Source organism: Promicromonospora sp. NPDC050880 (genome assembly GCF_044456525.1).
In the GTDB taxonomy this organism is placed as follows: Bacteria; Actinomycetota; Actinomycetes; order Actinomycetales; family Cellulomonadaceae; genus Promicromonospora.
Window position 1 is genome coordinate 116960 of record NZ_JBITFV010000010.1, and the last position, 26571, is coordinate 143530.

Annotated in this window: 29 protein-coding genes; 13 read left to right on the plus strand and 16 right to left on the minus strand. The window is 73.4% G+C overall.

All coding sequences use genetic code 11. From position 1 onward, the window contains the following. Positions 1-72: 72 nt before the first annotated feature. Positions 73-924 carry a LysR family transcriptional regulator gene (locus ACIBBF_RS16920; protein WP_397415427.1) on the plus strand — a complete coding sequence of 284 codons (852 nt, stop codon included), beginning with the start codon at positions 73-75 and terminating at the stop codon, positions 922-924. Between the two features lie 25 nt (positions 925-949). Here the strand turns inward: ACIBBF_RS16920 and ACIBBF_RS16925 are convergent, their stop codons facing one another. From ACIBBF_RS16925 to ACIBBF_RS16950, 6 genes are all read right to left on the minus strand, one after another. Then, positions 950-1651, minus strand: coding sequence for a lysostaphin resistance A-like protein (locus tag ACIBBF_RS16925; RefSeq protein ID WP_397415429.1), 702 nt, complete (start codon positions 1649-1651; stop codon positions 950-952). A gap of 34 nt (positions 1652-1685) precedes the next feature. Beyond that, complete coding sequence (locus ACIBBF_RS16930) at positions 1686-2906, minus strand: MFS transporter (RefSeq protein WP_397415431.1); 1221 nt, start codon at positions 2904-2906, stop codon at positions 1686-1688. Next, a complete protein-coding gene (locus ACIBBF_RS16935) occupies positions 2903-3910 on the minus strand; it encodes an ABC transporter substrate-binding protein (protein WP_397415434.1) in 1008 nt (335 codons plus the stop codon). Before ACIBBF_RS16935 ends, ACIBBF_RS16930 begins: the two co-directional genes overlap by 4 nt. Then, on the minus strand, positions 3907-4722 hold the full coding sequence (locus ACIBBF_RS16940) for an ABC transporter ATP-binding protein (RefSeq protein ID WP_397415437.1): 816 nt from the start codon (positions 4720-4722) through the stop codon (positions 3907-3909). The genes ACIBBF_RS16935 and ACIBBF_RS16940 overlap by 4 nt, the downstream gene beginning before the upstream one ends. Then, entirely contained in the window at positions 4719-5771 is a 1053-nt protein-coding gene (locus ACIBBF_RS16945) for a FecCD family ABC transporter permease (RefSeq protein ID WP_397415439.1), read from the minus strand. Before ACIBBF_RS16945 ends, ACIBBF_RS16940 begins: the two co-directional genes overlap by 4 nt. 80 nt (positions 5772-5851) lie before the next feature. Next, a complete protein-coding gene (locus ACIBBF_RS16950; RefSeq protein WP_397415441.1) occupies positions 5852-6691 on the minus strand; it encodes a helix-turn-helix domain-containing protein in 840 nt (279 codons plus the stop codon). A gap of 104 nt (positions 6692-6795) precedes the next feature. On the opposite strand from ACIBBF_RS16950, the gene ACIBBF_RS16955 reads away from it, so the two are divergent. Beyond that, on the plus strand, positions 6796-7482 hold the full coding sequence (locus ACIBBF_RS16955; RefSeq protein ID WP_397415443.1) for an SDR family NAD(P)-dependent oxidoreductase: 687 nt from the start codon (positions 6796-6798) through the stop codon (positions 7480-7482). A gap of 3 nt (positions 7483-7485) precedes the next feature. On the opposite strand, the gene ACIBBF_RS16960 is transcribed toward ACIBBF_RS16955, so the two are convergent. Beyond that, positions 7486-8214: a lytic transglycosylase domain-containing protein gene (locus ACIBBF_RS16960; protein WP_397415445.1), complete on the minus strand. Its 729-nt coding sequence runs from the start codon at positions 8212-8214 to the stop codon at positions 7486-7488. 400 nt (positions 8215-8614) lie between these two features. Further along, a complete protein-coding gene (locus tag ACIBBF_RS16965; protein WP_397415447.1) occupies positions 8615-9457 on the minus strand; it encodes a PadR family transcriptional regulator in 843 nt (280 codons plus the stop codon). A gap of 246 nt (positions 9458-9703) precedes the next feature. Here ACIBBF_RS16965 and ACIBBF_RS16970 point away from each other — a divergent pair, with 246 nt between their 5' ends. Further along, positions 9704-10555 (plus strand): HAD family hydrolase, encoded by an 852-nt coding sequence (locus tag ACIBBF_RS16970; RefSeq protein WP_397415449.1) that lies wholly within the window; start codon positions 9704-9706, stop codon positions 10553-10555. 188 nt (positions 10556-10743) lie between these two features. Here the strand turns inward: ACIBBF_RS16970 and ACIBBF_RS16975 are convergent, their stop codons facing one another. From ACIBBF_RS16975 to ACIBBF_RS16995, 5 genes are all read right to left on the minus strand, one after another. Then, entirely contained in the window at positions 10744-11364 is a 621-nt protein-coding gene (locus tag ACIBBF_RS16975) for a trimeric intracellular cation channel family protein (protein ID WP_397415451.1), read from the minus strand. A gap of 59 nt (positions 11365-11423) precedes the next feature. After that, positions 11424-12449, minus strand: a complete 1026-nt coding sequence (locus ACIBBF_RS16980) for a DUF418 domain-containing protein (protein ID WP_397415454.1) — start codon at positions 12447-12449, stop codon at positions 11424-11426. A gap of 103 nt (positions 12450-12552) precedes the next feature. Continuing rightward, complete coding sequence (locus tag ACIBBF_RS16985) at positions 12553-13014, minus strand: hypothetical protein (RefSeq protein WP_397415457.1); 462 nt, start codon at positions 13012-13014, stop codon at positions 12553-12555. A 176-nt stretch (positions 13015-13190) separates the two neighbouring features. Next, positions 13191-13670, minus strand: coding sequence for a hypothetical protein (locus ACIBBF_RS16990; protein ID WP_397415459.1), 480 nt, complete (start codon positions 13668-13670; stop codon positions 13191-13193). Between the two features lie 91 nt (positions 13671-13761). Beyond that, positions 13762-14856, minus strand: coding sequence for an amidohydrolase family protein (locus ACIBBF_RS16995; protein ID WP_397415461.1), 1095 nt, complete (start codon positions 14854-14856; stop codon positions 13762-13764). Positions 14857-15071: 215 nt separating this feature from the next. On the opposite strand from ACIBBF_RS16995, the gene ACIBBF_RS17000 reads away from it, so the two are divergent. Genes ACIBBF_RS17000 through ACIBBF_RS17025 form a run of 6 tightly spaced genes read left to right on the plus strand, consistent with a single transcriptional unit; the run spans position 15072 to position 21020 of the window. Beyond that, on the plus strand, positions 15072-15959 hold the full coding sequence (locus ACIBBF_RS17000; RefSeq protein WP_397415463.1) for an SIS domain-containing protein: 888 nt from the start codon (positions 15072-15074) through the stop codon (positions 15957-15959). Between the two features lie 40 nt (positions 15960-15999). After that, complete coding sequence (locus tag ACIBBF_RS17005) at positions 16000-17328, plus strand: ABC transporter substrate-binding protein (protein WP_397415465.1); 1329 nt, start codon at positions 16000-16002, stop codon at positions 17326-17328. Further along, entirely contained in the window at positions 17325-18242 is a 918-nt protein-coding gene (locus ACIBBF_RS17010; RefSeq protein ID WP_397415467.1) for a carbohydrate ABC transporter permease, read from the plus strand. The genes ACIBBF_RS17005 and ACIBBF_RS17010 overlap by 4 nt, the downstream gene beginning before the upstream one ends. Beyond that, complete coding sequence (locus tag ACIBBF_RS17015; RefSeq protein ID WP_397415470.1) at positions 18239-19120, plus strand: carbohydrate ABC transporter permease; 882 nt, start codon at positions 18239-18241, stop codon at positions 19118-19120. Before ACIBBF_RS17010 ends, ACIBBF_RS17015 begins: the two co-directional genes overlap by 4 nt. Further along, positions 19117-20085: a carbohydrate kinase family protein gene (locus ACIBBF_RS17020; protein ID WP_397415473.1), complete on the plus strand. Its 969-nt coding sequence runs from the start codon at positions 19117-19119 to the stop codon at positions 20083-20085. The genes ACIBBF_RS17015 and ACIBBF_RS17020 overlap by 4 nt, the downstream gene beginning before the upstream one ends. Further along, entirely contained in the window at positions 20082-21020 is a 939-nt protein-coding gene (locus tag ACIBBF_RS17025) for a 1-phosphofructokinase family hexose kinase (protein WP_397415475.1), read from the plus strand. The genes ACIBBF_RS17020 and ACIBBF_RS17025 overlap by 4 nt, the downstream gene beginning before the upstream one ends. 58 nt (positions 21021-21078) lie before the next feature. On the opposite strand, the gene ACIBBF_RS17030 is transcribed toward ACIBBF_RS17025, so the two are convergent. Then, positions 21079-21882: a DeoR/GlpR family DNA-binding transcription regulator gene (locus ACIBBF_RS17030; RefSeq protein WP_397415478.1), complete on the minus strand. Its 804-nt coding sequence runs from the start codon at positions 21880-21882 to the stop codon at positions 21079-21081. A 99-nt stretch (positions 21883-21981) separates the two neighbouring features. Here ACIBBF_RS17030 and ACIBBF_RS17035 point away from each other — a divergent pair, with 99 nt between their 5' ends. Then, positions 21982-23298, plus strand: a complete 1317-nt coding sequence (locus ACIBBF_RS17035; protein WP_397415480.1) for an alpha-glucosidase/alpha-galactosidase — start codon at positions 21982-21984, stop codon at positions 23296-23298. Next, positions 23295-24161, plus strand: coding sequence for a class II fructose-bisphosphate aldolase (locus ACIBBF_RS17040; RefSeq protein ID WP_397415482.1), 867 nt, complete (start codon positions 23295-23297; stop codon positions 24159-24161). Before ACIBBF_RS17035 ends, ACIBBF_RS17040 begins: the two co-directional genes overlap by 4 nt. Before the next feature lie 13 nt (positions 24162-24174). Here ACIBBF_RS17040 and ACIBBF_RS17045 read toward each other — a convergent pair whose 3' ends face one another. Continuing rightward, a complete protein-coding gene (locus tag ACIBBF_RS17045; RefSeq protein ID WP_397415484.1) occupies positions 24175-24384 on the minus strand; it encodes an EF-hand domain-containing protein in 210 nt (69 codons plus the stop codon). Between the two features lie 122 nt (positions 24385-24506). Here ACIBBF_RS17045 and ACIBBF_RS17050 point away from each other — a divergent pair, with 122 nt between their 5' ends. Beyond that, on the plus strand, positions 24507-25100 hold the full coding sequence (locus ACIBBF_RS17050; protein WP_397415486.1) for a hypothetical protein: 594 nt from the start codon (positions 24507-24509) through the stop codon (positions 25098-25100). A gap of 15 nt (positions 25101-25115) precedes the next feature. On the opposite strand, the gene ACIBBF_RS17055 is transcribed toward ACIBBF_RS17050, so the two are convergent. Then, complete coding sequence (locus tag ACIBBF_RS17055) at positions 25116-25802, minus strand: alpha/beta fold hydrolase (RefSeq protein ID WP_397415488.1); 687 nt, start codon at positions 25800-25802, stop codon at positions 25116-25118. Positions 25803-25986: 184 nt separating this feature from the next. Here ACIBBF_RS17055 and ACIBBF_RS17060 point away from each other — a divergent pair, with 184 nt between their 5' ends. Further along, on the plus strand, positions 25987-26562 hold the full coding sequence (locus ACIBBF_RS17060) for a dihydrofolate reductase family protein (protein WP_397415491.1): 576 nt from the start codon (positions 25987-25989) through the stop codon (positions 26560-26562). Positions 26563-26571: the final 9 nt, after the last annotated feature.

Below are 26571 nucleotides of genomic sequence, written 5' to 3' on the forward strand. Positions count from 1 at the left end.
CATGCGTCCAGTGAAGCCATCGTTGGGCAGCGGCGTCCAATACCTGATGGATCCAACTGATAACGTCAAAGAATGGATCTCTTGGAGGTGCGCGAGCTCAGGTACTTCGTCGCCGTGGCCGAGGAGCTCCACTTCGGCCGCGCCGCCGAGCGGCTCCGCATCGCCCAGCCGGCTTTGTCGAAGGCCGTTCGGCGCGTGGAGGAACGCCTCGGGGTTCAGCTCTTCGCCCGCACCAGCAGGAGCGTCGCGCTCACCGCGGCGGGAGAGGCGCTGCTCGAGCACGGGCGGCCCGCGCTGAACGCGGTCGCGGCCGCCGCCCGCGCCGCGCGGCAGGCAGAGGAGTCCACCCCGCTGCGCCTGGCGCTCAAGCCCGGCGGTGATGCGGGCCTGCTCTCCGTCCTGCTCGGGGCGTACGCCGACTACCCGAAGGCCCGGCAGGTCGACGTCATGTTCCATCCCGGACCGGAGCGGGCGGCACTCGTGCGCGACGGGATCGTGGACGCCGCACTGCTGTACACACCTTTCGAGGACACCCTCGGTCTCACGACCATCGAGCTCCACGTCGAGGCCCGTGTGGCGGTGCTCCCGGCCGACCATCCGCTGGCGGCGTCGTCGAGCATCAGCCGTGCGGACCTGGAGGGCGAGACCTTCCCGCGCTGGCGCGGGCAGCCCGGCCAGCGTGCGCACGGCCCCGAGATCGCGGACGTCGCAGAGCTGGTCCCGCTGGTGCGGCTCGGCCGCGCGGTCGCAGTTCTCCCTCGGTCGCTCGTGACGCCGGTTCCCCAGGGCACGGCCTGCGTCCCGGTCCCCGACGCCGGGCCGAGCTCGATCGTCATCGGAACGAGGCCGGGGGACCGCCGTGAGGCCGTTCGTGCCCTCATGGAGGCCGCGAGAAGCATCGGGCGGCCAGCTGGGACCCCGTGAGCCGAGGCCCCCGCCGGACCAGCCTTCAGCCCGCGATCTCCGGGGCCACCGCATACGCGATCACCGTGATCGAGTTGTTGAGCGCGTGCACCACGACGCCCGGCCATACCGAGCCGCTGCGTCGGCGGAGCTCGGCGGTGATGATCCCGACGACGAGCGCCGCGGGCAGGACGACGTTGATCCCGTGCAGCAGCGCGAAGATCACGGCGCTGCCGACCGTCGCGATGACGGGCCCGTACCGGAGCAGGCCTGTGGTGACGACGCCGCGGAAGAGGAACTCCTCACCGATCGGCGTGAGCACCACCAGGCCGATCGCGGTGACCACCAGGAGCCAGATTCCGCTGCTGGCCCCGGCGGCGTAGCCGGACTGGGTGTCGGTCGGCACGTCGACCAGCCACGTGAACAGGGGCACCAGCAGCCCCTTGGCGAGCAGGGCGACGACCCCGCCCGCCGCTCCGAGCCACAACCAGCGGGCCGACGTCGGGCGCACCCCGAACGCGCTCCAGGACAGGCGTCGCGGCACGGCGGCCACCGCGAACCCGGCCAGGCCTGCGATCCCTGACAGGCACGCCAGGAAGGCGCCGCCCGCGGCGCTGTTCAGGTCGAACCAGTCGCCGAGCAGCATGGGGAGCCCGAAACCGACCGCCGCCATCGCCACGATGCCGACCACGATCTCGAGCCAGCCGGGCCGGCTGCTCCGCACGTTCGTCTCCGTCATGGATTCCATGCGGCCCAGTAGAAACCGTGTGCCAGGAACAGGGTCAAGAGATCCTCGTCCGCGTGGCGGAACGGACGAGAAGCACCGCCAGCGCCGTCGGCACGGCCAGCGCGACCGCGAGCCCGGGGCTCCCGGCCACCGCGAGTCCCGCGCCGCCGAGCGCCGCCCCCGCGAAGACGCCGAGACTCATCCCCGCGGCCTGCAGGCCGAACGTGGCCGGCGTGAGCCGTCCGGCCCGCTGGGCGATCAGGCTCGTGGCCGTGGCGCCCACGACGGCGTGGCCGAACCCCATCACGGTGGTCGCCGCCAGGGCGCCCGGCAGCCACGGCACCAGGAAGACCGTCAGGACCGCCACGAGACCGCCGCCGAGGCCGGCGAGCAGCAGCAGCCGGGGCCGGGCGGGGCCGGCTGCGCCGTCGTCCCGGGCCCAGCGTCCCGCGAGGTAGCCGCCCACCACGAACGACGCCCCGCTGAGCGTCCAGACCAGGGTGAACGTACCCGCGTCGGTGCCGAAGCGGTCGTGGTAGGTCACCGCGAGAAAGGAGAGGTAACCCATGAACGAGGTGGTCCGCAGCCCCGCGACGGCGACGACGGCCAGCAGGTCCGGCCGCGACCGCAGGCGCCGCAGCGACTCGCGGTAGCCGGGTGCGGCGGCCTGCTCGGCGCCTGGGTCGGCGGACCGCAGGAAGGCCAGTCCGGTCAGCACCGCCAGTGCCGCCGTGACCCACAGCGCGCCCGCCCAGCCGCGCCAGGCCGCCAGCCCCCCGACCACGGGACCGGCCAGCACCGCCGCCAGGGTGGTCGACGTGCTGACGAGCGTCGCGGCGCGGCCGCCGTCGGCGGGGTCGGTGAACCGGGACGTGGCCAGGGCGAGCAGGGCCGGCGTCAGGACGGCGGTCGCGACGCCGGTGCCGAGGCAGAACGCGACCAGCGCCGCATAGCTGCCCGTGGTGGCGGTCAGGCAGCACAGGGCCAGCAGGGTGAGCGCGCCGGCTACCGCGCGGTGGCGTGGCCAGCGGCCCAGCAGCGGCGCGATCGCCACTCCGGTGAGCAGGGCCGCGACACCACCCAGCCCGCGCAGGGCGCCCACGGCCGCGGCGTCGGCCCGGACCGTCTCGGAGATCGGCACCAGGAAGGTGGAGTAGACGGTGAACGGGAGCAGGCTCACCGTCCCGGCCAGCATCGCCGGCCAGATCGCGCGGACGATCCGGATGTCCGGCGTGGGGCGGCGCGCCGGCGGGCGGGAGGCGGCCTGGGCCGTCACGGGTTCTGCGCCGCGTGCTCGCGCAGGTAGGCGCCGAACTTCTCCACGCCGTCGATGTTCCGGGGCCCGGAGATGCCCTCGTTGTAGTCGAGCACGAAGAAGGCGTCGTCGCGCACGGCGGGCAGGTCGGCCGTGACGGGGTTCTCCTGCAGGAACCGGATCTTGTCCTGCGCGGGCTGGTCGCCGTAGTCCAGGATGACGACGACCTCGGGCTGTGCCTCCACCACCGCCTCCCAGGTGACCTCGGTCCAGCGCTCGTCGAGGCCGCCGAAGGCGTTCTCGCCGCCCGCGGCACGGATGATGTCGTTCGGCGGTACCTGGGCGCCCGCGGTGAACGGCTTGTCGGTGCCGGAGTCGTAGAGGAACACCGGCACGGGGTCGCCCGCGGGCGCCTGCTCCTCGACGGCGGCGACGCGTGCGCGGTAGTCGGCCACGAGGTCGGTGGCGCGCTCCTCGACGCCGAAGATCTGCCCCAGCCGTTCCAGGTCCGTGTACAGGCCCTCGAACGGCGTGTGCCGCTCCGGGAACCCCGGGTAGCCGTAGCAGGACTCCGCGTGCATGAAGCTCTGGATGCCCAGCCCGTCGAGGATCTCCGGGGTGATACCTCGCTCGTCGGAGAACCCGGAGCCCCAGCCGGCCACCACGAGGTCGGCCTCGGCGTCCACCACGAGCTCGCGGTTGAGCAGGTCCTGCGACAGGAGCTCGACCTGCTCGTACTCGGCGGCCCACGGCGACTCGCTCACCGGCGGGTTGGCGGGCGGCATGACGTAGCCGAGCACGTGGTCGGTGAGGCCGAGCGCGAACAGCTTGTCCGCGCTGCCGCCCTCGTAGGCGACGACGCGCTGGGGCACCGTGTACTCGACCGGCTCGCCGCAGCGCTGCACGGTGGTGGCCGGTCCGGCGTCGGCGGACTGCTCGACCTGGGCGCCGCAGGCGGCCAGGAGCGCGACGGCGGCCAGGGCCGGCAGCGGGGCCAGCCGGCGGGCCGGGGCGGGGATCCTCATCGGTGGTTTCCTTCCAGGGCGGGATCGACGGTTCGGGCGGGGGAGGGCCCGAGGGAGTACAGGACCTGCGGGTCGCCGGTCAGCGGGTGCGCGGTGACGGTGACCTCCACGCCGTAGACCTGGGCGATGCGCTCGCCGGTCAGCACCTGCGCCGGGGTGCCGGCGGCGACCAGCCGGCCGCCGGCGAGCAGCCCGAGCCGGTCGCACGCGGCGGCGGCCAGGTTCAGGTCGTGCAGCACCACCACGACGGTGAGATCGGTGTCGCGCAGGTGACCCAGCAGGTCGATCTGGTGGCGCAGGTCCAGGTGGTTGGTGGGTTCGTCCAGCACCAGCACGTCGGGCTCCTGCACGAGCGCGCGGGCGAGCAGCACGCGCTGCCGCTCACCACCGGACAGGCTCAGGATGCCGCGCCCGGCCAGGTGCGCCACGTCGGTCCGCTCCATCGCCGAGCGGCACAGCTCCCGTTCCCGCGCGGTGAGCCGTCGGTTGCCCCGCTGGTACGGCACGCGGCCCAGCGCGACGACGTCGGCGACGGTGAGGTCCAGGTCCGCCGAGCCGTCCTGGGTGAGCGCCGCGACGCGCTGCGCGGACGCGCGCGGGGTCAGGCGGGCGACGTCGTCGCCGTCGACCCGCACCACGCCGGCGGAGGGGCGCAGCGCGCGGTAGACGCAGCGCAGTGCCGTGGACTTGCCGGACCCGTTGGGGCCGACCAGGCCGAACACCTGACCCGAACCCACGTGGAGGTCGAGGGCGTGCACGATCTCGACGCCGGCGAGCGTCGCGGACAGGCCGTCGAGCCGCAGGTCGCTCATGCCGCACCCCCGAACACGTACTGGCGCCGGCGCATGAGCACCAGGAACACCGGCACCCCGAGCAGCGCGGTGAGCACGCCGATCGGCAGCTCGCGGGGTGCGGCGACCGTGCGGGCCAGCAGGTCGACCCACACCATGAGAGTGGCCCCGGCCAGTGGGGCGACGACGAGCACGCGGGCGTGCCGGGCACCGACGAGCATGCGGGTCACGTGGGGCACGACGAGCCCGGCGAACCCGATGGCCCCGCTGACCGCCACCATCGCGCCCGTCATCACCGCGGTGACCGCGAAGAGCACGTGCCGGTGGCGGGCCGGGTCGATGCCCATCGCGGTGGCGGCCTCGTCGCCGAGGCTCATCGCGTCCAGCGTGCGGGAGAAGCGGTGCAGCGCGACGGTGCCGGCGAGGACCGCGACGGCGACCGCCGGCAGGGCGCCCCACGTGGCGGCGCCGAACGAGCCCATGGACCAGAACAGCAGCGTGCTGGTGGCCTCGTTGCCCGGCACCAGGTAGATGAGCACGCTGGTGACCGCCTGGAAGCCGAACGACAGGGCGACACCGGTCAGCACGAGGCGCAGCGGGGTGGTGCCCGTCCGGGCGTACGCGACCGCGAAGACGAGGACCGTGGCCGCCATCGCACCCGCGAACGCCCCGGCGGACGTGGCGTAGATGCCGAAGCCGGTCAGCGCGCCCGTCGTCGACACCGCGACCGCGCCGACCGCGCCGCCCGAGGAGATGCCGAGCACGAACGGGTCGGCCAGCGCGTTGCGGACCAGGGACTGCACGGCCACGCCGACGGTCCCGAGCCCGGCCCCGACCAGGGCGGCGAGCAGCACCCGCGGGGTCCGGATCTGCCAGACGATCTGGTACCGGGTGACCTCGTCGGCCGAGATGGTGCCGCCGGTCAGGGCAGCGCCGAGGTACCGCGCCGTGTCGGACGGGGGGATGACGGCGGACCCGAGACCCACGGCGAGCAGCGCCGAGACGACGAGCAGGACGCACAGCCCGGTGATCAGGGCGAGGTGCCGGAGGTGGCTCCGGGCGGGGGGCATCGAGACCTCCGGACAGGGGGCAGCGTCGTGAGAATCGTTCTCACGCAGGCCTCACTGTACCCGGTTGTCGAGAATGATTATCAATTGCCCAGAATGGCGAGCCTCTCGGCGTCGGCCGACCCTGCGTCCGGATGGAGCACGACGAGCATCTGACCGTCCGCGCCGTTGATGTCGAACCGCTCGCGGTTGAGCACCAGGTCGCCCGCCCGCGGGTGGGCGAGCCGGACCGGGGAACCCCACTGACCGCGCACCTCGTGGCGTGCCCAGAGCCGGCGGAACAGCGGGCTGGCCTGAGACAGCTCGTGCACGAGGGCGGCGAGCCGGGGGTCGTCGAGGTCGTTGCCCACGGACTGCCGCAGGTTGGCCACGAGGCACTCCGTGTAGTCCCGCCAGTCCGGGAACAGGGCCTGCTCGGCCGGGTCGAGGAACAGGTCCCGGAGCTGGTTGCCGCCCGCGGCGAGCCGCGGTGACAGCGCCCGGGCCAGGTCGTTCGACGCCAGGACATCGAAGTACCGGTCCTCGATGAACGCGGGCTGGGGCAAGGTGGCCAGGAGCTTCAGCGCACCGGCCGGAGGCGTCCCGGCACGGGGCCGGGCGGCCCGCGGAGCGTCCTCCACCAGGGTCCGCAGGTATGCCGTGTGGGCCTCGTCGAGCCGCAGCACGCGGGCGAGGGCGTCGAGCACCTGCGGCGACGGGTTGCGGTCGCGGCCCCGCTCCAGCCGCAGGTAGTAGTCGGCGCTGATGCCGGCGAGCAACGCCACCTCCTCGCGGCGCAGCCCCGGCACCCGCCGCACCCCGCCGTCGGGGATGCCTGCCTCCCGCGGGGTCACCTGCTCGCGCCGGGCCCGCAGGTAGCTGCCGAGCGCGTTCGTGCCGGCCCGCCCCCGCGCCGGGGCCACCGCGAGAGGGGGTCCTGTCACACCCTGGTCCGGGCGGGGCTCTGTCTCGGTCTGCCTGCGCTGCATAGCGTCCTCAACGGTCCCTCGGGACCGGGTATTTCGAAGCGAGCCAGGGAGGCAGACGTATGACCGTCACACTGATCACCGGGGCCAACAAGGGCATCGGGTTCGAGACGGCGAAGCAGCTCGTGGAGCTGGGGCACGACGTGTACGTCGGTGCGCGGGACGCGGAGCGGGGCGAACGGGCCGCGGCCGCGCTCGGCGCGCGGTTCGTGCAGCTCGACGTCACCGACGACGCCTCGGTGCGCGCGGCGCTCGCGACGATCGACGCCGCCGAGGGCCGGCTCGACGTCCTGGTGCACAACGCCGGTCTGCTGGGCGACGGCGACGTCGACGGGCCCACCGCGCTGCGCGTCTTCGACACCAACGCCGTGGGCATCGTGCGTGTCACCGAGGCGGCGCTGCCCCTGCTCCGGCGGTCCGCCGGCGCGAACGTGGTCACCGTCTCGAGCAGCGCGGGGTCGTTCTGGGCCGTGACCAACCCCGACCGCCCCGAGCACCACCTGCCCGTGCTGCTCTACTCGGCGTCGAAGGCGGCCGCCACCATGCTGACGGTCCGCTACGCGCAGGCCGAGCCCGGCATCCGGTTCAACGCGCTGGAACCCGGCACCACCGCCACCGACATGACCGCCGCCTACGGGATCGGCCGGTCGCCCGAGGAGACCGCGCGGTTCGTCGTGCGCTGGGCGACGCTCGGCCCGGACGGACCGACCGGCACGTTCCAGGACGAGAACGGGGAGCTGCCCTGGTAGCGCTCAGCTGCCGTACTCCTCGGCGAGCCCGGCCACGTCGTGGGCGTACGACACCGAGCGGTTGTAGGCCGCCAGCGCGTCCGTCCACCCGTCGTCGGTGGTGACGTCGCCGCCCCTGTCGCAGACGTAGGCGGCGGCGGTCAGCGCGGCGTCGTCGATCTGGTGCGGGTCCGCCCGCCCGTCGAGGTTCCCGTCCTGCGCGTGCTCGTCCCACGTGGTGGGGATGAACTGCATCGGGCCGACGGCGCGGTCCCACTCGGCGTCGCCGTCGAGCTCTCCCTGGTCGGTGTCGAGGATCTCCATGACACCCTCGCTGCCGTCCAGCGGGATGCCGATGATGGGCGGGCGTACCGTGCCGTCGGCGTCGGCGCGTGCCCCGAGATAGCTGCCGTGCACCGACTCCACGGCGCCGATCCCCGCCAGGGTGTTCCACCCGAGGCCGCACTCCGGGTCGATCCGTGCCAGCCGGAGCGACGCGCCGGCGTAGGCGGCCAGCGCGCGCCGCGGGATCCCGGTGCGCTCGGCCGTCTCGCGCAGCCAGCCCGGGTCGGTCAGGTCGGCCAGCGGTGTTGCGTCGGCGCTCCCGGCGGCCGGGCCGGCCTCCGGCAGTAGCTGCTGCGGGGCGGGCGGGTAGTCGAGCTCCAGCGGGGACGGCCAGCCTCGTTCGCCGACGCCGCAGCCCGCGAGGAGAAGCACTGTCGTGAGGGCGGCGGCCCGGGATGTTGCTGTCACGGTCACTCCGAGGTCGAGGGATGGCGTCGGACGAGCCACCGGCCCCCGTCGGTGCACGCCGTCCTGGTGCAGAGACTACGGTCGGGCGCGGGCCCGACCGGACGCCGTCGGGCGGACGCCGACAAGACCTCCCGGAAATATCCGCGAACGCGGCCCGGGGGGGGGGGGGGGGGGGGGGGGGGGGGGGGGGGGGGGGGGGGGGGGGGGGGGGGGGGGGGGGGGGGGGGCGGGGGGGGGGGGGGGGGGGGGCGGGGCGGGGGGGGGGGCGCGCGCGCCCCCCCCGGGCCGCGGGCCCCCCCCCCCCCCCCCCCCCCCCCCCCCCCCCCCCCCCCCCCCCCCCCCCGCGCGGCCCCCCCCCCCCCCCCCCCGGGCGCGTTCGGTGATGGATCGGGGTGGTTGATCAGTCGGTGGCCGGGGGCTGGTCCGACGCCGGCGCCTGGCCCGCGAGGGTCAGGTAGACCTCGCGGCGGGCCTTGTCGAGCAGCGCCGTGACGGACGCGACCTGCTCGGGCGAGCCCGTGCGGGCCACCTGCTCGACCGCGTCGGCCAGAGCGCGCAGCTCGTGCCGCAGCTCGCGGCCGTGGCCCCGGCCGACCTGTTCCCACGGCGTGCCGAGCTCGTCCTTGTGCTGCTCGACGTAGGCGGTGCCCTCGTCGGTCAGCGTGGCGAGCTTGCGGCCGCCGTCCTCGGTGAGGAGCACGAGGCCCTCGTCCGCGAGCAGGGAGAGCGCGGGGTAGACCGCTCCGGCGCTCGGGCGCCAGCGGCCGTCGGTCCGCTCGGCCAGCTCGCGGATGATCTGGTAGCCGTGCATGGGCCGCTCGGCCAGGAGCAGCAGGATCGCGGCGCGGATCTCGCCGCGCCCGGCGCGGCGGGGACCACGGGGGCCGCGCGGGCCGTGGGGCCCGAAGCCGCCGTGCGGGCCGAAGCCGCCGTGACCGTCGCGCGGGCCGAAGTCGCCGCGACCCTCGCGCGGGCCGAAGTCGCCGCGGTCGTCGCCGCGGGTGAACCAGCCGCGGTCCTCGCGGCGGCGGCCGTCACGCCGGCCCTCGCGCCGCCCGGGACGGTCGGGTCGGCCGGATCGGTCGGGTCGGGCGAAGCCGTCCCGGTCGTCCGGCAGCCCGGGACCGTAGGCGGTCACGAGCGCGGGGCGCAGGCCCGGGACGAAGACGGGGATGTCGAGGCCGAAGCGGCCGCGGCCGCCCCGTCGACCGGGGTTCTGGGTGGTGTCGTCGTGGGTACGCATGAGAGGTCTCCTTGATGCTGTTGCGGCGGGGTGGGGCGGTGCGCTGTGTGCGCACTGCGGCGTCCCGGCGTCCCGCCGGTCGGGAGCGACGTGCTCGACCGACGTCCTCAAAGATAGATCAAAGATATATCGTTACGCAACCCCTGGGTCCTGAAGATTTCGTCCCTGTCCGAAAGTCGTGGTGAAAGTGCTGTGACATCCCCGCATGCCGCGCGTCTGAGGGGCATGACGGATACGACAGGTACGGTGACATCGCCCACGACCGACGACGCTCAGGCAGCCGCACGCCGTATCCGCGGGACAGAGCCCGCGGTCGGCGCCATGGTCGCGCTCGACATCGACGGCACGTTGCTCAAGGCCCGCGCGACCGTGCCGGAGGTGACCGTCGCCGCGGTCACCCGGGCGCGGCGCTCGGGGCACCACGTGGTGCTCGCCTCCGGCCGTTCACTGGTGGGCGTGCTCCCCGTCGCCCGTCAGCTCGGCATCCACGCGGGCTGGGCGGTCGCGTCGAACGGGGCCGTCGTCGCGCGCCTCGACATCGGCCGGCCCGGTGGCTACGAGCTCGACACGGTGCACACGTTCGACGTGGAGCCGGTGATCCGCCGGGCCCGCGAGCTCGTGCCCACGGTGCAGGTGGGGGTGGAGGAGATCGGGTGGGGGTACCGGGTCACCAGCCCCTTCGAGCCCTGCTCCGTGAACGGCGAGCAACGGCAGGTGCCCGACGCCGAGCTGTGGGACGTGCCGGCCACCCGCGTGATCCTGCGCGGCGACGGCGTGGCGCGGCTGGTCGAGCCCCTGCGCTCGCTGGGTGTCACGCCGGTCCCGGCGGCGGCCGACTGGATCGACGTCACGCCGCGCGACCTCAGCAAGGCGACCGCGCTGGAACGGGTCCGCGAGCAGGTCGGCGTGGACCCGGCCCGCACCGTGGCGGTGGGCGACGGCGTCAACGACCTGGAGATGGTCGCGTGGGCGGCGCGGGGTGTGGCGATGGGACACGCTCCGGCCGTCCTGCGCGAGGCGGCGGACGAGGTCACCGGAACGATCGACGAGCACGGTGTCGTCACGGTGCTGCAGTCGCTCGGCTCGCCGCTCGGGTAACGGGTCCGGAACGTGGACCTTGGGCGGCCGCGTGTTCGGTCGCCTGCACCGGCTCCAGCCCCGTGTTCGGTCGGTTGCTTCGAGATCGGTCCATCGGCCGACCGATCTCGAGGCATCCGACCGAGCTGACCGGTTGGGCTGGCGCATCCGACCGAGCTGACCGGTTGGGCCGGCGCATCCGACCGGGCTCACAGGTCAGCGCGCGCCGCCGGTGGTGCCTGCCAGCGGTAGCGCAGCGAGACCATGCGCAGCCCGAACACGAGCACCGCGACCACCCAGCCCGTGGCCAGGCCGAACCAGCCGGCCCAGGAGGCGAGTGCGGTGAGCCCGGCCCCGAGCAGTGCGGGGATGGCGTACAGGCCGCGGGAACGGAAGATCTGGGGCACGTCGTTGGCCACGACGTCCCGGATGACGCCGCCCCCGACCGCCGTCACGACCCCGAGGATCGACGCCGCCGCGTGGTTCATGCCGGCATCCAGCGCCAGGAGGGTGCCGGTGACCGAGAAGAGGGCCATGCCGGCGGCGTCGAAGGTGAGCAGCACGTCGTGGAACCGGTGCACGACGTGCGCGAAGAAGTACACGACCAGCGCGGCGACGACGGGAGGGACGAGATAGACGGGCGAGTCGAAGGCCCGCGGCACGCCGTCGTCGAGGATCACGTCGCGCAGGATCCCGCCGCCGAGGCCGACGCAGGTGCCCAGCAGCAGCGACCCGACGATGTCGAAGCGGCGCCGCACCGCGAGCAGGGAGCCGGACACCGCGAAGAAGAACACGCCCAGGAGGTCCGGGACGACATGCGTCCACGCCACGGTGAGCTCCTTTCGACAGGGGAGGCCGCCCGGCGCGCACGCACCGGGCGGCTCCACTGTTACAGAAGCCGCGCGTCGCGGCGAAACGCGGGCAGGCGCAGCCAGGTGGCGGCCCGCCACACCCACTCGACCGGGCCGTAGACGAACCGGCGCAGCCACAGCCGGCTCAGCACGGACTGCACGGCGATGATGCCCAGCGCGAGCAGCACCACGGGCAGCACGCTCGTCATGTGGCCGTAGTCCACGAAGAGCGTGGTCAGTGCCACCACCAGGGCCGCGGTGACGTAGTTCGTCAGGGCCATGCGGCCCAGCGGCTCGAAGACGGCGGCGATCACGCGACGCGCGGGAGTGCGCCACAGCATGGCCAGACCCGTGGTGTACAGCACGGCCATGACGAGGCCGGCGGTGCCGCCGGCGTTCGAGAACCGCGGGTCGCCGGGCGTGCCGAGCTGCCAGAGCAGGGCAGGCACCGTCAGCACGGCCGCACCGGCGAGGACGACGGCGACGGTCCGTCCCGCGGACTCCAGGGCACGGGGCAGGCCGTAGGCGGCGGCACCAGCGCCCAGCAGGACGAGGCCCGGCGTGGCGGCCAGGCCGCCGCCGAGGAACGCGTACGCCACGACCGTGAGCACGGCTCCTGCACCGAGGACCACCCAGCGCGGCGCGAGGCAGACCACGGGCAGCACGAGCAGACCGACGACGCCGTACTCGATCAGCACGTTCCCGGGGTACACGAGCATCAGGAGCCCGCCGATGAGCGCGAGCGCGACCAGGCGCCGGGTCAGCACGAGCCACGGGCGCGGCGAACGCGCGCGGGCGCCGTCGAGCACGATCCACAGGCTCATGCCGAACAGGAACACGAAGATCGGCACGAAGCGCGTCTGGACGGTGAGGTACAGCGCGTCGAGCACCGGGTCGGGCACCCGGGTCCCGCCCTCCAGCATGCGGTCCATCCCGACGCGTGCGATGTCCACGGCATTGACCAGCAGGATGCCGAGCACCGCGAAACCGCGCAGCGAGTCGATGAACCGCCACCGCTGCCGGGTTCCGGTCCGAGGGTCTGTCGTCGGTGCAGTCATGGTCATGCCCGCCATCCAACCGCCCGGCCCGGCGGCCCGTCGTCCGCCCACGGAACCAGGTTGCGCGCTGCCCGGTCGGGGTGAACCCTGGGCCGCCCGGCCGCGGGCGTCAGGGTCGCCCCGCGACGTGCGCGGCGTACCGGGCCACGAGCCCGCGGATCTCGGACGGTTCGTAGACCTGCCGGCCCAGGAGGAGCGCCGCCTCGGGACGGCCGTGCTCGGCGCAGTGCGCCCGGACCTCAGCGGCCTCGTAGAGGTCGAGCGACGACATCAGGTTGGATGCGCGCCCGGAGTCGACGAACGTCGCAGCCGGAGCAAGGTCGTCGAAGAACACCCACCGGTCGTCCAGCTCCACGGCGGCGCCGCGGCAGACGAGCACGTCGGCGGTCTCCACCGCGCCGGGCAGGGCGGGATGGTCGACGACGGCGGTGTACTCGCCCCGCTCCTCGTCCGGTCGGGCGTCCCAGCCGTCGGTGTCCTGGCCGTAGGCGCGGCAGACCGACGTCACGAGGCCGCCGTCGAGCGGGAGGCGGGGCGAGGAGTCGGGTGAAATCGCTGTGCGGGGCGACATATCGATCCTTCACGTAGTATTGCCCGGTCCTGTTCGCGGGCTTTTGGGCGGTATTTCCATGCATTTACATGGAATTCCCGTCGGTTCTCACCCTGTGTGCGGAGCGCTGTGCGGGGGGTGCTTCGCCGGGGTATGTCGAGCGGGTGGTGCTGGCGGAGGAGAAAGAGGGTCCCGGGCTAGCCGGCGGCGGCCGCGGCCACCGGCAGGAGCCGGTTCCAGTCGACCGAGGAATGCAGCATCTGGGTGAGCCCAATTCGCTCGACCGGGATTTTCACATCGTGAATTGAGTCCTCGAGCTCTTTGTGCCACGTATCGGTGGTGGCGAGCACGATGCGGGCCGTGAAAGGCGCTTTGTTCGACGCCGCGAGAAATGGCGCGACATCCGCCGGGGACAAAGGCTGCGCCGGGTCGTGGAACTTGCACCGGACGGCGACGAGCCGCTCGGTGTCCTGCTCGCGTGCGACCAGGTCGATCTCGTCGCCCAGTCCCTGGTGGCCGGGCCATTCGTCCCACGACCAGACCGCGTCGAACGCGGCCGTGCACTCTGCGTCCGTGCGCAGGAATGCCTTCATCAGCTCCTCGAACTTCTCGTCCCGGTCGGTCTCGGACTCGGACCGGAACATGTAGTCGTCGAGGAGGTCCTCCAGTGCGGCCATATCGGCATTCTGTCAAGAAATGCCGGGCGCCGCTCTCCGGGCCGGAAAAGTTCACCGTTCAATTACCGGCCCGGAGGTGATGCCTGCCGGATCAGCCGAGGTTCAGCACGCGCCGGGCGTTGTCCGCGTAGAGGGCGGGCAGCAGGTGCGCGGGGAGCGCGGCCCCGGAGATCTGCCAGCGGCCCTGCGGCGGCACCTCCACGCCGGGCGCGTAGTCGAAGGCCTCGTCGTCCGTCTCCAGGAAGCGGAAGTGGACCTCGAGGTCGGCGGGCGACAGCGGGAAGGCGTCGGTGCCGAACAGCACCCGGTCCGGGAAGGTCTCCACGAGGCGCCGGAACCGCCGGGGCTGGCGGCCGAGCTCGCCGAGGCGGCCGGCGATGTCCACCACGAGGTTGGGCGCGGCGCGCAGGAGCCGTTCCACGCGGTCGAGGTCCTCGGCGACGCAGCCGACGTGCGCACCGATGTACCGGGTGCCGGGTGTGGCCACCAGCAGGCGCTCGAACGCGTCCAGGAGCTGGTCGAAGGACGGGTAGCGGTCCCGGTCGGCGAAGGACCAGTCGGGCTGGCCGGCCAGCTCGTCGAACCGCTCGTTGTGCTCGTCCAGCGGTTCGAAGAAGGCCTTCGGGTCGGCCACGTGCACCAGGGCCGGCAGGCCGAGCTCACCGGCCAGGGTGAGCACGCCGACCACGCGCGGGTCGTCGGGGCGCACGAGCTCGCCGTCGGGCCCGCGGACCGTGAGGCCCACGTTCTTCCACACCTTGACGCCGCGGGCGCCGCGCGCGGCGCTGTCGCGGAGCTGCTCGTGGATCTCGCGCTCGCCGTCCGGGCGGGCCAGGAGCGTCCAGTCGACCTGGCAGAACGTGACGAACCGGCCCGGGTGCGCGCGGTCGTACCGGTCGAGGTTGGCGTCCAGCTCCTCGCCCCACAGCCCGTCCAGGTTGACGACGGTCTCGATGCCGGCGTCGTCCATCATCCGCAGGAGCGCGGCGACGTCGGGTGCGCACCAGTCCTCGGTGAGCCAGCGGCCGAGGTGGTTGTGCACGTCGACGGCACCGACCGCCGCCCGGCGCACGCGCGTGACGGGCACGGAGACCTGCGGGCGGGGCGCCCAGTCGACGAGCCGGAGGTCCGGTACTGCGGTCCCGGCGGGCCCACCCGCCCCCAGCGGGTCGTGAACGTGGCTCATGACTGCCTCCTCGGCTTCCCAGGAAAGTGCTCGACGTGATCGTGTCGCCCCCAGAGGATCGGGCATGCGTGCGCAGATTGCCGAGTTGTTACGCGATTCAATCACTCGGAATGATCGAATCCGCCAGTCTTGGTGACTCCCGCGCAACAGTCGAGCACCATGGGCGACGACGGCGCCCGGTAGGCGGTGCCGGGACGACGACAGGAAGCGGCACCGTGAGCATCAGCACCATCACCGAGCGTGAGATCCGTAGCCAGCCCGAGGTGTGGACCCGTGCCGCCGCCGCGGCGGCCGACGGCGCGCGGGTGCTCGGCGCCCCTGGCGAGCGTGTCCTGGTGCTCGGCTGCGGCACCAGCGCGTTCGTCGCCGAGTCCCTCGCGGTCCTGCGCGAGCGCGCCGGGCTCGGCGAGACCGACGCCGCCTACGCGTCCGAGTGGACGCCGGGCCGCACCTACGACCGCGTGGTCGTGATCAGCCGCTCGGGAACCACGAGCGAGGTGCTCGATGCGCTCGCCCGCGTGCCCGCCGGCACTCGCACGGCCGCCGTCGTCGGCGTGGCCGGGACGCCCGTGGCGCAGGCCGCGGACGAGGTGCTCGTGCTGGACTTCGCGGACGAGGAGTCGGTGGTCCAGACGCGCTTCCCGACCGCGGTGCTCGTGCTGGCGCGCACCGGGTTCGGCGAGGACCTGACCGCCGTCGTCGAGCAGGCCCGCGCCGCGCTCGACGCCCCGCTGCCGGTCGACGTGACGGCGTTCGAGCACTTCGTGTTCCTCGGCCGGTCGTGGACCTACGGCCTGGCCCAGGAGGCGGCGCTCAAGATCCGCGAGGCCGCGCAGGCGTGGTCGGAGTCCTACCCCGCCCTGGACTACCGCCACGGCCCCGTGGCGGTGGCGGGACAGCGGAGCCTCGTGACCCTCTTCGGCGAGGCCGACCCCGTGCTCGCCGCGGACGTGGAGCGCACCGGCGCGACCGTCCGGCACGACGACCTCGACCCCCTGGTCCAGCTCGTGCAGGCACAGCGGCTCGCGGTCGAGGTCGCGCGGTCGCGCGGGCTGGACGCGGACACCCCGCGCCACCTGACGCGGTCCGTCGTGCTCGGCTGACAGAACAACCACCCAGAACGCAGAAGAGACGAGGACGATCATGCTGCGTCACCCCCTCCGAACCACCCGCGGACGCGGCGCCCTGGGCGCCGCCTCCCTCCTCGTGGCCACGGCCCTGCTCACCTCGTGCTCGTCGGGCACGCAGGGCGCGACCACGCTCGACAAGGACGCCGACATCACCCTCACCTGGTGGACGGGTCAGGCCGACCAGGCCCAGACCATCCTCACGGGGCTCGCCGAGGAGTTCGAGCAGGAGCACCCCAACGTCACCATCGAGGTCTCCTCGGGGGCGCCGTCGACCGAGGACCTGCTGCAGAAGCTGTCGTCGTCGTTCGCCGGCGGTACCTACCCCGACATCTCCTACGCGTTCGGCTCGTGGGCGAGCGAGCTCGCCGAGTCGGAGCGCACGCTCGACATCACCGAGCAGGTCTCCGACCCCGCGGTCGGCTGGGAGGAGTTCTCCGGCGCGGCGCGGGCGACGGCCCAGCCGACGGGCGAGGCGACCGTCGGGTTCCCCGCCGTGGTGGACAACATCTCGCTGATCTACAACAAGACCGTCTTCGACGAGGCCGGCGTCGAGTACCCCACCGAGGACTGGACGTGGGACGACTTCCGCACCGCGGCCCGTGAGCTGACCGACCCGGAGACCACGACCTACGGGTACGGGTACTCCGTCTCGGGCTCCGAGGAGACGACCTGGCAGTTCTGGCCGCACCTGTGGCAGAACGGCGGTGAGATCCTGGACGAGTCCGGCACGGAGGCGACCTTCGACTCGGAGGCCGGCGTCGAGGCGCTCACCCTGCTGCGCGACATGGCCGTCGAGGACGAGTCCGTGTACCTGGACCAGACCGACACGAAGTTCGGGCAGATCTTCGCCAGCGACCAGATCGGCATGATCACCTCCGGCCCCTGGTCGCTGTACGACCTGCAGGTGGCCGGCACGGACTACGGCGTGGTGCCCCTGCCCGGGACCGACGGCGACCACACCACGATCTCCGGCGCGGACCTGTGGGTGCTCTTCGACCACCAGGACGCCAACCGCGAGTACTGGTCCTACGAGTTCACCAAGTGGCTCACCGACCCGGAGCAGGACGTGCGCTGGAACGTCGTCTACGGCAACCTGCCGCTGCGCGAGAGCGAGATCGACTCGCCGGAGTTCGCGGCGCAGGTCAAGGAGATGCCCGGCCTGGACGTCATGGCCGCGAACAGCGCCAACGCGACCATCCCGCGGCCCACCGTGCCCGGCTACGTGAACCTCTCCGAGGCGATCGGCACCGCCATCTCGCAGGTGCTGCAGGGCCAGGGCGAGCCCGCCGAGGCGCTGGAGAAGGCCGCCGACGAGGCGACGGCCGCGCTGGCGGACAAGTGACCGCGACCGCCGTCCGGACCCGGCGGCCGGGCTCGGCCCGCCGGGTCCGGGAGGGGCTCACCGGCTGGGGGTTCGTCGCCCCGGCGACCGTCATCGTGCTGGGCCTGTCGATCTTCCCCGCGGTCTGGGCGTTCGTGCTGTCCCTCCAGGACTGGAACGGGTTCTCCACGCCCGAGCCCGTCGGGTTCGACAACTACCGCGAGATGGCCGGCGACGCCGACCTCGCCGCGGCCGCCGGCCACACCCTGCTGTACACGGCGCTGTTCGTGCCGGCCTCGGTGCTGCTGGGGCTCGGCCTGGCGGTGGCGCTCAACCGCCGGATCGTCCTGGTCGGCGTGTACCGCACGCTGATCTTCCTGCCGTTCGTCGTGTCCGCCGCGGCGACGGGCATCCTCACCACCTACCTGTTCAACCCGCAGTTCGGGCTGGTCAACAACGTGCTGCGCGTGCTCGGCCTGCCGCAGCAGGGCTGGCTGGAGGACCCGGGCCAGGCGATGGTGGTCATCGCGCTCATGTCCCTGTGGGGGCAGGCCGCCTTCACCACGGTCATCTACCTGGCCGCGCTCCAGGACATCCCGGCCGAGCTCACCGAGGCCGCACGGGTCGACGGCGCCAACCGGTGGCAGTCGTTCTGGCACGTCACGTTCCCGCAGCTGGCGCCCGTGACGGTGTTCGTGGCGATCTGGCAGACCATCCAGTCGATCCAGCTCTTCGACCTCGTCTACACCACGACGCGGGGCGGGCCCCTGAAGTCCACCGAGACGATCGTCTACTACCTGTGGACCTCGGCGTTCAAGGACCTGGAGTTCGGGTACGCGTCGGCGGTGGCCTACGGGCTGTTCGCCGTGACCCTCGCGATCACCATCGGCGTGACGATCTACTCGCGCCGCAGCACCGTAGGAGGACTGGGATGACCCTGCTCGCCTCGCCCCGGGCCGACGTCTACGGGCAGCCGGAGCCGGAGGCCGCGCCGCGCCGCAGGCGGCGCACCGGCTGGTGGCACCTCGTCCTGGTGCCGGTCGCGCTGCTGTTCGCCACGCCGTTCGTGCAGATGTTCCTCACGTCGCTGACGCCCGAGTCGGAGATCAACCGGTTCCCACCGAGGTTCTTCCCCTCGTCGCTGACCCTCGACGGGTACGCGAAGCTGTTCCGCGACTCCGACGTGCTGTTGTGGACGGGCAACACGATCCTCGTGTCGGTGGTCGCCGTGGTGTCGCACCTCGTGCTGTGCTCGCTGGCCGGGTACGGGTTCGCCCGCTTGAAGTTCCCCGGACGGCAGGTCGGGTTCCTCCTGATCGTCGCCACGATCATGATCCCCACGCAGCTGCTGATGGTGCCCACCTACGTCATGTTCGCCCGCGTGGGGCTCATCGACACGCTCGCCGCGGCGATGGTCCCGTGGCTGGCGTCCGTGTTCGGCATCTTCCTGATGCGGCAGTTCTTCCTGTCGCTGCCGGCGGAGCTCGAGGAGGCCGCCGAGCTCGACGGCTGCTCGCGCTTCACCACCTTCTGGCGCATCATCCTGCCGCTGGCCCGGCCGGCGCTCGCCACCCTGGCGATCTTCACGCTGCTGAGCTCGTGGAACGACCTGGTGTGGCCGCTCATCGCCATCAACGACCCCGGCGCGTTCACCCTGCAGCTCGGCATCACGAACTTCCAGGGCGCACGCCGCACCGACTGGTCGCTGCTCATGGCGAGCAACGTCGTGGCTACGCTGCCCCTGATCGCGTTCTTCGTGTTCGCCCAGAAGCAGTTCATCGCCACCATGACCTTCACGGGAGTCAAGGGATGACCCACCAGACCGCTGGACCCGCCCCGCGGCCCGTCGTGGTGGCCGGGGACGCGAACGTCGACCTCGTCCTGCGCGGCGACGTCGTGCCCCGGTTCGGCCAGGCCGAGCAGCTCGCCGACTCGGGCGACCTGGTGCTCGGCGGCTCGGCGAGCATCGCGGCGTCCGGCGTCGCGCGCCTGGGCGTACCGACGTCGCTGGTCGCGCGCGTCGGGGCCGACACCTTCGGCACGTTCACGCTGGACGCGCTGCGGGCCTGCGGGGTCGACGTCGGCGCCGTCGAGACGGCGCCCGACGAGCCCACCGGGCTGTCCGTGATCCTCTCCACGCCCGGCGACCGGGCGATCCTCACCGTGCCGGGGACCATCCCGACGCTGACGGGGGAGCGGCTCACGCAGGTGCTCGACGGGCGTCGGCCCGGGCTGCTGCACGTCGCGTCCTACTTTCTCCAGCCCGGGCTGGCCGCGGCGCTGCCCGGTGTGCTCGCCCGCGCCCGGGAGCAGGGCTGGACCACGAGCCTCGACACCAACTGGGACCCGGCCGAGAAGTGGGCCGGGCTGGCCGACGTGCTCGGCCACCTCGACCTGCTCCTGCCCAACCGCAACGAGCTGCGCGCCATCGCGGGCGCGCTCGGGGAGCCGGCCGACCTGGACGACGTCGAGCTCGCCACCCGGCTCGCCCGCCGTGGCCCGCGGGTCGTGGTCAAGGACGGGGCCGACGGCGGCTGGTCGGTGGGGCCCGACGGCGCCGTGGTACGCGCGCCGGGCGTGGCCGTCGACGTGGTCGACACCACCGGCGCGGGTGACAGCTTCGACGCGGGGTACCTCGCGGCGCTCGCGTACGGGGTGGGCGACGAGCAGGAACGGGTGCGCTGGGCGACCGTCGCCGGGTCGCTCTCCACGCTCGGCTCCGGCGGCACCGGGCGGCAGGCCACGCGCGCCGACCTGGAGCGGGAGCTGACCCGGTGATCTCCGCGCTCGCCCTCAGCCCGTCGCTCGACGTCACCTACGTGGTCGAGGCGCTGGAGGGGATCCAGCGGCCGCTCTCGACCCACCGGGTGGCGGGCGGCAAGGCGCTCAACGCGGCCCGGGCCGCGGCCACGCTCGGCGCCCGCGTGTCCGCGGTCGCGGTGCTCGGTGGGGGAGCGGGGCAGGACGTCGCGGCCGGCGCCCGGGCCGACGGCGTGGACCTGCACGTGGTGCCGGGGGAGCCGACGCGGAGCTGCGTGTCGGTCTTCGCGCAGGACACCGGGCGGCTCACCGAGATCTACGAGCGGGCCGTACCGGTCTCGGTGAGCGCGGCGGCCGCGGCGGTGGACGCCGCGGTCCGGCTCGCGGCCTCCCGGCCGGGCTGGTGGCTCGTGTCGGGCGGCCTGCCGGCGTCGGCGCCCGCGGGTCTGCTCGCCGACGTCGTCGGCCGGTTGCGTGACGCCGGGGCGCGCGTCGCCGTCGACAGCCACGGTGCGGCGCTGCGCGGCGCCGTCGAGGCCCGGCCCGACCTGGTGAAGGTGAACCGGGCAGAGGCGCTGGAGCTGGTGGGCGGCGGCGAGGAACAGGCGGTGCCGGAGCTGCTCGCCGCCGTGCACGAGCGCACCCGCGGGCTGGTCGTGATCACCGACGGCGCGGCCGGGGCCTGGGGCACCGACGGCGAGCGGGTGCTGCGCGCGACCCTGACCGGGCACACCGGCGGCTTCCCGGTGGGCAGCGGTGACTCGTTCCTGGGCGGCCTGCTGGTCGCTCTCGACGGCGGCTCCGACCTGGCCGGAGCGCTGTCCCTGGCCACGGCGGCCGGCACGGCGAACGCCCAGGTCCCGGGCGCGGCGATCCTGGACCCGGCCCTGACTCGCACCCTGGCCCCGCAGGTCGAGATCAGCGCGTCCCCGGGCAGCCCGCGCCGAACGTAGAGATCGTCGCTCCGTGAGCCGTCATGGAGCGACGATCTCTCCGTTCGGCGGACCTCCCTCAGTCCGGGACCACCTGGATCTCCACGCCCTCCGCCTCGATCGCGGCCAGGGCCTCGGGGTCCGCGGACGAGTCCGTGACCAGCACGTCGATCTCTGCCAGGTCGGCCACCTTGGCCAGGGTCACGCGGCCCACCTTCGAACCGTCGGCCACGACCACCACGTGCTCGGCGTGCGCCAGCATCGCGTGGTTGGTGCGGGCCTCGGTCTCGTCGTGGGTCGTGGCGCCGCCGCGCACGCTGATGCCGTCGGTGCCCAGGAAGGCCGTGCCGACGTTGATCGCGTTGAACGTGTTCTCGGCCAGCGCCCCGACCGCCTCGAACGAGCTGGACCGGACGAACCCGCCCGTCATGATCACCTTGAGGTTGCTGCGGGAGGCGAGCTCCGTGGCGGTGGTCAGCGCGTTGGTGACGATCGCCAGGTCGGGCCGGGTGGCGAGCGCCCGGGCGACGGCGGCCGCCGTCGTGCCGCCGCTGATCGCCACCGAGTAGCGGCCCGGTGGGAGCAGGCCCGCCGCGTGCTCCGCGATGCGCACCTTGGCGTCCCGGAACCGGTTGTCCCGCAGCAGCACCGGCACCTCGGTGGTGGGGTCGAGCGCCCGGACGCCGCCGTGCGTGCGCACGAGCAGGCCCTGCTCCTCCATGGCCGCGAGGTCACGCCGCATCGTCGCCGAGGAGACGTCGAGCTCCCGGACCAGGTCGGTGAGCCGCGTGGTGCCCTGCTCGTTCACGTAGGTCAGGGTCCGCATCATGCGTTCGGTGCGCTTGTGCGAGATGGCGCGGGGGGTCTCCGCGGTGGCCGCCATACCGTTCCCTTCTCGAATCGCTCACTCGGATTGATCGTTTATCGCGAATTCTGATCGCATTCTTGCACATCTCGCGCGGGCCCACGGATGATCGACGCCATGGTCAGCATCGCGTTCATCGGCGCCGGGAGCGTCGTCTTCACCCGGCAGCTCGTCGCCGACATCCTGCGTTTCCCCGAGCTCGCGGACGCCCGCCTCGTGCTCCACGACATCGACCCCGAACGGCTGGGGATCGCCGAGGCGACGGCCCGGCAGGTGGACCGGCAGCTCGGCGGGCGGGCGACCGTCGTGGCGAGCGCGGACCGGCGGACGGCGCTGGAGGGCGCCGACTTCGTGATCAACATGATCCAGGTGGGTGGCGTGGAGGCCACGTACAAGGACCTTCAGATCCCCGAGCGGTACGGGCTGCGCCAGACCATCGGTGACACGACCGGCGTGGGCGGCACCTTCCGTGCCCTGCGGACCTTCCCCGTGCTGACGGCGCTCGCGGCGGACATGCGCGAGCTGTGCCCGGACGCGTGGCTGCTGAACTACACCAACCCGATGGCGATGAACGTCTGGTGGCTGTCCGTGGTGGCCCCGGAGCTCAAGGTCGCCGGTCTGTGCCACAGCGTCTACTGGACGGCGCACGACCTCGCGGAGCTCGTGGGCGTGCCGGTGGAGGAGACCCGCTACCGTGCGGCGGGCGTCAACCACCAGGCGTGGCTGCTGGAGTGGGAGCACCAGGGGCGGGACCTGTACCCGCTGCTGCGCGAGCGCATCGCGGCCGACCCGGAGCTGGAGCGCCGTGTGCGCGTCGAGATCTTCCGCCGCATCGGCTACTACCCGACGGAGACGAGCGAGCACTCCTCGGAGTACCTGTCGTGGTTCCTCCGCTCGGACGCGCAGATCGAGCGCTACCGGCTCCAGCCGCTGGAGTACGTGGGCATCAGCCGGGAGAACCTCGCCGAGCTGGAGCGGGCGCGGCAGACGCTCGCCGCGGGCGGCGACCTGGAGCTGGAGGAGGGCGCGAGCGAGTACGCGCCGCAGATCATCCACTCGCTGGTGACCGGCACGCGCCGGGAGATCCACGTCAACGTGCCCAACCGCGGGCTCATCGACAACCTGGGCCAGGACGCCGTCGTCGAGGTGCCCGCCGTGGTGGACGCCGACGGCGTGGCGCCGGTCGCGATGGGCGCGCTGCCGGTCCAGTGCGCAGCCGTGAACCAGGCGTACGTCTCGGTGGGCCGGCTCACGGTGGAGGCGGCTCGCACGGGAAACCCGCTCCTGGTGCGCCAGGCCGCGCTGATGGACCCGAACACGGCCTCCACGCTGACCCCGGAGCAGATCTGGGCCCTGTGCGACGAGCTGACCGCCGCGCACGGCGACCTGCTGCCCGAGGCGCTGCGGGCTCCCGTCCCGGCGGGCGTCCTGTGACGCCGGCGCGCACGGGCGACCTCGTGGCGGACGCCGCCCGCACGGGCGGCGCCGTGCTCGCGTTCAACGTGATCACGCTCGAGCACGCCGAGGGCATCGCCGAAGGGCTGGAGGCGGCGGGTGCGCCCGGCATCCTCCAGGTGAGCGAGAACGCGGTGCGGTTCCACGGCGGGCGGATGGCGGCCCTGGTCGGGGCGTGCCGGGAGGTCGCGGCGTCGGCCGGCGTGCCGCTGGCCGTGCACCTGGACCACGTGCAGGACGACGCGCTCGCCCGGTCGGTGGTCGCCCAGGCGGGGCGGCTCGGCATCTCGTCGCTCATGGTCGACGCCGCCCACCTCGACTACGAGGACAACGTCGCCACGACGGCGGACCTCACCGGGGCCGGTCACGGCCAGGGACTGTGGATCGAGGCCGAGCTCGGCGAGATCGGCGGCAAGGACGGCGCCCATGCGCCGGGCGTGCGCACCGACCCCGAGGAGGCGGCGTCGTTCGTGGAGCGAACCGGGGTGGACGGCCTCGCGGTCGCCGTGGGCAGCTCGCACGCGATGACGACGGCGACCGCCGAGCTCGACCTCGACCTGGTCGCACGCCTCGCGGAGCGCCTGCCCGTGCCGCTGGTGCTGCACGGCTCCTCGGGCGTGCCGGTGCCGGCGCTCCGGGCGGCGATCGCCGCGGGGATCCGCAAGATCAACGTGGGCACGGCGCTCAACGTGGGCTACACGGCCCAGGTGCGGCAGTACCTGGCGGGCGACCAGAACGTCACCGACCCGCGCAAGTACCTGACCCCGGCGCGCGCGGCGATCCGGGACACGGTCGCGGACCTGGCCACGGCCCTTGCCCGGGGCGGGGACTCGGGGTCGTAACCGCCGGGCGGGTTCAGGCGTCCCAGGCCTGCGTGAACTCGGCGAGGTCGATGCGGCCGTCCTGGTCGTGGTCGGCCTTGCCGAAGATCTGCTCCAGGTCCTTGTCGCTCGTCTCCTCGCCGCGGGTCGCCATGGCCTGGCGGAACTCGTCGGCGGTGATGCGGCCGTCGCCGTCGCCGTCGAACTCGACGAAGGTCCGGGTGAGCTCGTCATCGGCAGTCATGGGGTCGTACCTTCCGCACGGGGGACATCGGTCGCGGACATGCAACCACAGATCCATCCAGATGTGCCCCGAATGTCGGGTACGGTGCGGCGTGCCGCCCGTCGTCGTCCGGAGGAGCAGACATGAGGCTGTACGCGGCCGCGCCCGCGCGGTGCGCCCGGCAGGTGCTGGGTGACCTGCTCCTGCTCGCGTGGGTCGCGGGCTGGGGGTGGGCCGGGCTCCAGGCCCGGGACGCGATCGAGGTGCTGGGCCGGCCGGGCCGCGAGACGGCGTCGGCGGCCGACGAGATGGCCGGCCGGTTCCACGACGTCGAGGGCCGCATCGACGGCATCCCCGGCGTGGGTGACGACCTGGCCGCCCCCTTCCGCGGGGCCGCGGACGCGGCCGAGAGCCTGGCCGCCGCCGGCCGCGCCCAGGCCGAGACGGTGGCCGACGTGGCGCTGCTCGCCGGCCTGGCGGTATTTCTCGTGCCCGTGCTGCTGGTGGCCGTGCTGTACGTGCCGCTGCGGGTGCGGTTCGTGCGTCGCGCGAGCGCGGGGCGGCGGCTGCTCGCGGTGGACCCGGCCCTGCTGGCCCTGCGTGCCCTGACCAACCAGCCGCCGCGCGCCCTGGCCCGCGTCTCGCCGGACCCCCTGACGGCCTGGCGCGACGGCGACGCCGACGTCGTGCGCAGGCTGGCCGACCTGGAGCTCCGGTCCCTGGGCGTCAGACGCTGACGCTCGCCCTGGGCGTCAGACGCTGACGCTCGCCTCCGACAGGAGGCGGGCCAGCTCCACCGGGCGGGTGAACATCGGCCAGTGCCCCGAGTCCAGGTCGACCAGGTCGAGGTGCGTGGCCCGGGCCAGCTCCGGCACGTCGCCCGCGTCGATCCACTCGCGTGCCTGCGCCGGCGAGAACTCCGGGCACACGACGGTGACCGGCACGTCGAACCGGCGCTCGTCGCGCAGGCGCACCACGCCCCGGGCCACCCCCTCCGGCACGGGGACCGCGGCGGCCGCCAGGGTGGCGCGCGTCGCCTCGTCGAGGTCCGCCGAGTCCGGCCCCTCGAACGGGCCCCAGCCCGGGAACGGCATGACGCCGTCCGTGATCTCGAACAGGTCGGCGTACGGCTTGCCGTCGTCCCACGGGAAGCCGCCGACGAGCACCACTCCCGCCACCGCGTCCGGCCGGGCGTCCGCGGCGAGCCAGGCCAGCGTGCAGGCGGCCGAGTGCCCCACGACCAGCGGCCGCCCGGGCGCTGCGTCGACGGCGGCCAGCACCGCGGCGACCTGGTCGTCCAGCATGGCCGACGGGGTCCCGTCGCCCTGGCCCGGCAGCGCGACCGCTACCGGCCGGTGCCCGAGGCTCTCGAGCTCGGGGACCACACGGTCCCAGGCCGAGGCGTCGAGCCAGAGGCCGCCGATGAGCAGGATGTCCATGGTTCTCTCCCGTCGTGAGTCGCGGCCCGGCGGGCCGCCTGAGCTCCACGGTAGGACCAGTTCCGGACGTTCTACTTCCGGATCGTGAGGCCGATGAGTTTTCTGGTCCCGCTCGTCTGATCCTGGGAGAACCGCACCACGCGGACCCCCGGCCCCCGGCCGGCCCCGGACAAGGAGATCCCCCATGCGCACCATCGTCGCCACGCACTTCGTCTCGCTCGACGGCAAGGTCGACCCGACCGGCGGCGACCCCGAGCTGCACGACACCGCGTGGACCTTCAAGGTCGTCGCGCCGGCCCCCGAGGCCTACGAGCTCAAGGCCACGGAGCAGGAGGAGGCCGCCGGGCTGCTGCTCGGGCGTGCCAGCTACCAGATGTTCGCGCCCGTCTGGCCGGACATGGAGGAGTTCCCGCGCTACAACGTGCTGCCCAAGTACGTGGTGTCGACGACGCTGACCGAGGACGACCTCGTCGGCAACTGGGGCGAGACCACGATCCTGCGCTCGCTGGACGACGTCGCCCGGCTCAAGGAGAGCGGCGACGGCGAGCTCCAGGTGCACGGCAGCGTGTCGCTGACCCGCGCGCTGGCCGACGCCGGCCTGATCGACGTCTACCACCTGCTGGTCTTCCCCGTGCTGCTGGGCCAGGGCAAGCCGCTGTTCAGCGACGCCGACAAGCCGGCCCAGAAGCTCGACCTGGTCGAGCACGAGGTCTACAAGAACGGCGTGCAGAAGCAGATCCTCGAGGTGGTGCGCCCCTAGCCTGCTCCT